The sequence below is a fragment of the Halopseudomonas sp. L-58 genome (genome assembly GCF_056859475.1).
Map to the genome: position 1 here is coordinate 23,756 of NZ_JBSXON010000035.1, position 6,017 is coordinate 29,772.

The 6,017-nt window shown below is 55.8% G+C and carries 5 protein-coding genes, 1 pseudogene and 1 other annotated feature; of the genes and pseudogenes, 4 read left to right on the top strand and 2 right to left on the bottom strand.

The genetic code is table 11. The annotated features are described in order from the left end of the window. Window positions 1-2: 2 nt before the first annotated feature. On the bottom strand, window positions 3-776 hold the full coding sequence (locus AC13EY_RS03155) for a type IV toxin-antitoxin system AbiEi family antitoxin domain-containing protein (RefSeq protein WP_482877572.1): 774 nt from the start codon (window positions 774-776) through the stop codon (window positions 3-5). 525 nt (window positions 777-1,301) lie between these two features. Here AC13EY_RS03155 and AC13EY_RS03160 point away from each other — a divergent pair. Then, window positions 1,302-1,466, top strand: coding sequence for a hypothetical protein (locus AC13EY_RS03160; protein ID WP_335599927.1), 165 nt, complete (start codon window positions 1,302-1,304; stop codon window positions 1,464-1,466). Window positions 1,467-1,480: 14 nt separating this feature from the next. Then, on the top strand, window positions 1,481-2,224 hold the full coding sequence (locus tag AC13EY_RS03165; protein WP_335599928.1) for a hypothetical protein: 744 nt from the start codon (window positions 1,481-1,483) through the stop codon (window positions 2,222-2,224). Window positions 2,225-2,242: 18 nt separating this feature from the next. On the opposite strand, the gene AC13EY_RS03170 is transcribed toward AC13EY_RS03165, so the two are convergent. After that, the gene (locus tag AC13EY_RS03170) at window positions 2,243-2,800 is read right to left on the bottom strand and encodes a DUF4339 domain-containing protein (protein WP_482877570.1); all 558 of its coding nucleotides are present in this window, start codon (window positions 2,798-2,800) and stop codon (window positions 2,243-2,245) included. A gap of 205 nt (window positions 2,801-3,005) precedes the next feature. Between AC13EY_RS03170 and AC13EY_RS03175 the strand changes: the two genes are divergently transcribed. Beyond that, window positions 3,006-4,228, top strand: a protein-coding gene (locus AC13EY_RS03175; protein WP_482877569.1) for an IS3 family transposase whose coding sequence is annotated in 2 segments (ribosomal slippage) — window positions 3,006-3,291 and window positions 3,291-4,228 — 1,224 coding nt in all. Because the reading frame shifts where the segments join, the coding sequence is not laid out codon by codon here. After that, window positions 3,284-3,400, top strand: a sequence feature (AL1L pseudoknot). (Overlaps the previous gene by 117 nt.) Before the next feature lie 206 nt (window positions 4,229-4,434). Next, window positions 4,435-5,987: pseudogene (locus tag AC13EY_RS03180) on the top strand (IS3 family transposase). Window positions 5,988-6,017 lie beyond the last annotated feature (30 nt).

Consider the following 6,017-nt stretch of genomic DNA (forward strand, 5'->3'; position numbering starts at 1 on the left):
CTTTACATCTCCCTTGGTACCGTGATCTGCCAGGTTGATTCCAGCCTGCCGTCCTTGGCGAGTAATCGCTTACCGGTGCCCAGCGCATATTGATCCGGTGTCAGGTGCTTGAGCCAGGTGTGTTGGTGTCTTCCTGCCAGCCAGAGGAAGAGCCGTTTCACCTTGATACTGCAACAGGTTTTCAGCAAGGCGTCGAGCTTGCGAGGCGATAGGTTGTGCAACCCCTGCATAAGCTGGTCGGCATGTTCAAAGCTGATGCTGTTGGGCACCGCTGCCAAGAGCTCAAGGATGGCTTTTTCTGGACAGGAATACTGGAGTGGGTGGCATGATGCCTGCCAGTTGTCTTGCCGGAGATATGTATCGTCTTGCATCAACGTCTCAGGCCAAAGGCGGCGCGTACCGTGCCACTCAAACTGTGCCGAGGCATCGATTCGGCTGAGCCATCTGGGGAGCGCTACATCGGAATAGAGCTGGACCCTTGGCTTGCTTCCTTTGGACAGGTAATGGCCAAGACCTTCTAACTCTAACGCGGTTAAACCTCCGACATGGACAGGCACATCGGACATGCGCTGCAAGGAGGCAACGATTCCTTTCCAGGAGAGCCTCGCTTCCTGCCTGGCGTAAACACCGGATACTAGAGGGATAAGGGTCTGATTGCGCACCGCATTATCCAGAAAGTGCAGATTGAACCCTTGTGCTTCCAGCCATGATTTGGTGGCTACCATATCCAAGGGCAGCACCTTCTGCAGCTGCTGTCTGGCTTCAGTATTGAGCATGGCTAGCCTCAGGGTGGTTTGTAAAAAATAAAATATACGTCAATTATTGGCGTGATTTAGGAATTTATCAAACCGATCTGCTTCTGGAAGTTTGTGTATTTGTTAATTTACGCCAATTAATGCCGTGAAAATTATGATTTTCAAACCGCGTCAAAATCGACAATCTGATTTTTCTCATCGCCATTAACCAAAGGAGCCAGCCACCCACCGAGCTTGGCATGTGCCGTCTTGCACTCTTCAAAAGATACAGTCAGTCACCTTCAGCATGCCGGACCGACGGTTTTCTTTGATCAGCTTCTTGACGGTTTTGTCATGTGAATTGCCCACTTTCTGGCATCAAAAAATTGGTTCTTCACGGAGTCCCGGGAAAGACAGAAACAAGAACGCCGGTTTGAGGAGTGATGCTCTCCAGCTCTCCAGCTCTTCACAAATGGCCGCTCTGAAGCGGCTCAATTGTAGTTGCGACAAAATATGTCGCTTGATAGCCGTACTCTTTCTGAGTTGCCAATAACTCAGGTTCCTCTCATGAACAGATACAAAGTCTTTATGCAGCGGGTGCAGGCCAACGCTGGCCCCGCCGCCAACTTCAGTTTTCAGGTTCAGGCAGTTAACGCCCAGATGGCAAAGATCACCGCCGAGGCCCAGTATCCAGGCTATCGCTGTATCAACTCGCCAGTGCGCGTGATTTAACGGGGAGAGCGTCGATGAAGCCGGATAACGTAAGCGTTGATGGCAGTCTGTTCACTACCCCTCGAGTCGCTGTTGGCGTGCTGTCGAGTGATGCTCAGTGCCAAGATATGTTTATACGACGCTTGAACTGGCATAGCTGCAATCTGATGACGTTGCAGGGGCGTGAGCAAAGCCGGCATGAATTCTCCGGGTGTACCGTCGAATCTAGGTCGACGGGTAGGCGATACGACGAGTTGCATGTTCTGCTCACTGCAATCGAAAGCGCATCTGTTGTTGAGGAGCTTCTTCCGCTTGCATGTGTCGTGCATGTACATCATCTCGGGGCGTCCGTTCCATTGGAACGCTCTGGTGCCAGGCAATATCAATGGCCTTCACTGGAAGAGGCCGCGCAGTTTTTTGCCAAGCTTTACACTGCTCGAGAGTGCTCATTACTTGTCGTTGATCGCAGTGATGAGTTGAGCTGGGTGGATGAGGGACTGGTCAATCGCTCCGCCTTATCAGCCGGGCGCGATTGCGTGCAGGCACTGGAGCGACTAATGCTGCAGTTGGTAGCAGAGCCAGCTTGGTGTGTCAGGCAGCCGCAGCTGATTGTTGAAACAACACCGCATAGTTCGATGGCTACGCTTGCGTATCTGCAAGCGCGAGTTAGGGCCTGCCTGGGCTTGGAGCCTCAGATTCATCTGTTGCTCAGTGAAGGCTACCCGGAATGCCAGCTAACCTGGTTAGCAGCTCACGACAACCAGAAAGGCTGCTGCTGATTGTCGTGAGGTCGGCTTTTATATGAAGAATGTCAGCGCGAAGCAGGCCATCCAGGTGATGAAGTACGCCTGGTTCTGTTTTAACCGTTTGGCGCGCTGAAACAGGTAAACGGGAACCAGCCACACCCAGCCTCTAAAGCTGCTGGTGTCTTGTCCGGCCTTTTTCAGGCGAAACTCATCGAGAAACGACAGCCCGATGTTCAAGAGCACGGTGATATACCAGTACTTGGCATCGAGCAGCGCCTGTTCTGCGCGATATTCGTTTCCGTCGTACACGATCATAGCCACGACGCCCTCCAGGAAGAGCCCAATGATTGGCGCGAAAGCAAGCACCCACACGATGGTGTTGTTCACGCTGTCGCCAGTCAGTGGTGGGGGCAACTGGTGGACATGAGGTGCGAATTGACTGTCCTCGACCCTGATCCAGCTGGTCAGTCCCTGACACCAGACAAGCGTTCCGTGCTGAATACTGCCCGAGCTGATCAGGTCGACGATCGCCTGTTCGCTGACCCCGCCGATTCGAGCGCCGTTTTTTTCATAAAACCAGAGACTTTGTTCTTCTGCGGCTAATGTCATCGTAATTCCTTTTCAATGCTGTCTCATATTAGTGTCGCCATGCCGCATGGCACGGCGACGCGGGGCTCAAATAGAAATGCGTTTTTTCAGCTCCGCGGCGATCAGCGACATATCCAGATCCTTGCCAGGGTTTTCCTGGATGAACGTGGTCAGCACTGAATCACACCGGGTTTCGTGGAGGCCTCAACTCTTGAGAGAATGAGGCATGAAGAAATCCAATAGCTACTCCCCTGAAGTCCGTGAACGTGCTGTGCGCATGGTTCTGGAGAACTTGAAGGACTACCCATCCGAGTGGGCAGCCATCGAATCCATTGCACCCAAGATTGGTTGTGTTCCGCAGACACTGCATGGCTGGGTGCGCAAACACCAGACCGACAACGGCCAGCGACCCGGTCAGACGACTGAGGAACGGGATCGTATCAAGGCCTTGGAGCGCGAGAACCGTGAGCTGCGTAAAGCGAACGAGATCCTCCGCCTGGCCAGTGCTTATTTTGCCCAGGCGGAGCTCGACCGCCGCAACAAACCCTGAACGCCTTCGTTGACGAGTACCGTGACCGTTACGGGGTCGAGTCGATCTGCCGCGTGGTGCAGATCGCTCCGTCCGGTTACTACCTGCATGCAGCACGTGCTCGACAGCCTGAGCGGCGAAGCACTCGCGCCCAACAGGATGATCTGCTGTGTGAGGACATCAAGCGTGTATGGGAGGACAACATGCAGTGCTACGGCGTCGTGAAAGTCTGGAAGCAACTCAGGCGCGACAAGGTGCACGTTGCCCGTTGTACCGTTGCGCGGCTGATGCGCCGCTTGGGATTGCAGGGCGTCCGGCGCGGCCAGGTAGTTCGTACCACGGTGCCTGATGGCAAAGCCGTCTGTCCGCTCGACAAGGTTCAGCGCCAGTTCAATGCTGACCGTCCCAATCAGCTTTGGGTTTCAGACTTTACATACGTATCAACGTGGCAGGGCTGGCTCTATGTAGCTTTTGTTATCGATGTTTTCGCACGACGCATCGTCGGCTGGCGTGTGAGCAACAGCATGAAAACGGAATTCGTGCTCGATGCCCTGGAGCAAGCACTCTACGCCCGGCAGCCAAGCCACACGGACAGTCTGATCCACCATAGCGATAGGGGTAGTCAGTACGTCTCTATTCGTTATACGGAGCGTCTCTCTGAGGCTGGAATAGAGCCCTCTGTTGGTAGCAAAGGAGACAGCTACGACAACGCCTTGGCGGAAACCATCAATGGCTTGTACAAAGCGGAATTGATTTACCGGCAGTCCTGGCGGAGCCGCGAAGCCGTCGAAATCGCCACCTTGAAGTGGGTTCACTGGTACAACCACCAACGGCTACTGAGCTCGATTGGATATATACCGCCGGCAGAAGCTGAGGCAAACTTCTACCAGCAACACACCGGTCAGGCCATGGCCGCCTGACTTAAACGAAATGGTCTCCATGAAACCCGGTGTGATTCAGCACCGAGATATAGGCTGAACCAAGGGCCTTGGTAAGCGCTGTGGCAGTGGCTGCCGCGATGGTTCCTCCAACCACGCTGCCGGCCCCGCCCCCGCTGTCAGAATAGTTGGAACCTCTACAGATGTTAGAGTTTGAATCTCCAACCTGGGGCAGAGAGAAGGTTCCCATGAAGTATTCCCCCGAGCGGCGCGAAGCCATCTTGGCCAAGCTGGAAGCGCCGTATAACCGTACCGTCAATGATCTGGCTGGCGAGGAAGGTATCTCAGCTGCCACGATATACAACTGGCGAAAGCAAGCCCGTAGCACGGGCCGATTGCTTCCAAACGCCTCCCCCACCACGGAAGGCTGGAGCTCGGCGCAGAAGTTCAATGCGGTGCTGGAAACCGCTGCGTTGACCGAAGAAGAGCTGTCCGAGTACTGCCGTCGCCGTGGTCTATATCCTGAGCAGATTCGTCGCTGGCGCGCCAGTTGTGAACAGGCCAATGATCGGTCTGACCAAGCCGCCGCACGGCAATCAGAAGCGACCAAGGCCGAGCGCAAACGCATACGGGAGCTAGAGCGGGAGTTGCGTCGAAAGGACGCCGCCTTGGCTGAAACGGCAGCATTGCTGGCGCTGCGAAAAAAAGTCCAGGCGATCTGGGGGGACGAGGAAAAATGACCAATGCCACAGATCGCCGTCGGATTGTAGAGTTGGTCAACCAAGCCAGAGCGGCCGGTGCGCGCCTGCGTCATGCCTGTGGCGAGCTGGGAATCGGGCAGAACACCTACCGGCGTTGGTCGGCAGGTGGTGAAGACCAGCGGCCTCACGCGACACGGCCAAGGCCGGCTCATGCCCTGACGCACAAAGAACGCCAGGCGGTGCTGGATGTCTGCCACCGACCGCAGTTTGCCAGCTTGCCTCCGGCGCAGATTGTTGCGCGGCTGCTGGATGATGAGCAACGGTATCTTGCCTCGGAGTCGACCTTCTATCGCATCCTGCATGCGGCGGGAGAACAGCGCCGTCGTGGTCGCCAAGCCGCGCCCCAGCGCAAGGGCCCGCCACGGCGCCATCGTGCCGACCACGCCAACGCCGTGTGGAGCTGGGATGTGACTTATCTGCCGACCCGGGTTCGCGGCCAGTTCTTTTATCTGTACCTGATCGTCGACATCTACAGCCGCAAGATCGTGGGCCACGAAGTCTTTGAAGCCGAGAACATGGCCAACAGCGCGCAGGTCGTTCAACGAGCGGTACTGCGTGAGCAATGTGGTCACCGGCCGCTGGTCCTGCACGGCGATAACGGCTCGGCGATGAAGGGTTCGACCATCCATGCCAAGCTTGAAGAACTCGGCGTCACACCGTCGCACAGCCGTGCCCGCGTCTCGAACGATAACGCCTACTCTGAATCCTTGTTCCGTACCTGCAAATACCATCCCGCCTTCCCTGTGGCTGGCTTTGCCGACCTGACCGACGCCCGCAAGTGGGTGGGGCAATTCGTGTATTGGTACAACGAACAGCATCGCCATAGCGAGATCCGTTACGTCACGCCCGCTCAGCGCCACGCCGGCCAGGATCACGCCATTCTTGCCCGGCGCCATGCCCTTTATCAGCTCGCTCGCGCTCAGCATCCTGCACGCTGGTCGGGCAATACTCGAAACTGGCAACCCGTAGGCAGCGTTTGGCTGAATCCAGAGAAGGAAACGACCGTTATCCATGTGCATAGTGAACTAGAAGCAGCATGACTCATGTTCCAACTACATTGACAGACGCCG

Excerpts from the sequence above, each read along its gene's own strand:
- AC13EY_RS03170 (WP_482877570.1), bottom strand. The coding sequence starts at position 2,800 with ATGACATTAGCCGCAGAAGAACAAAGTCTCTGGTTTTATGAAAAAAAC.
- AC13EY_RS03155 (WP_482877572.1), bottom strand. The coding sequence starts at position 776 with ATGCTCAATACTGAAGCCAGACAGCAGCTGCAGAAGGTGCTGCCCTTG.
- AC13EY_RS03160 (WP_335599927.1), top strand. The coding sequence starts at position 1,302 with ATGAACAGATACAAAGTCTTTATGCAGCGGGTGCAGGCCAACGCTGGC.
- AC13EY_RS03165 (WP_335599928.1), top strand. The coding sequence starts at position 1,481 with ATGAAGCCGGATAACGTAAGCGTTGATGGCAGTCTGTTCACTACCCCT.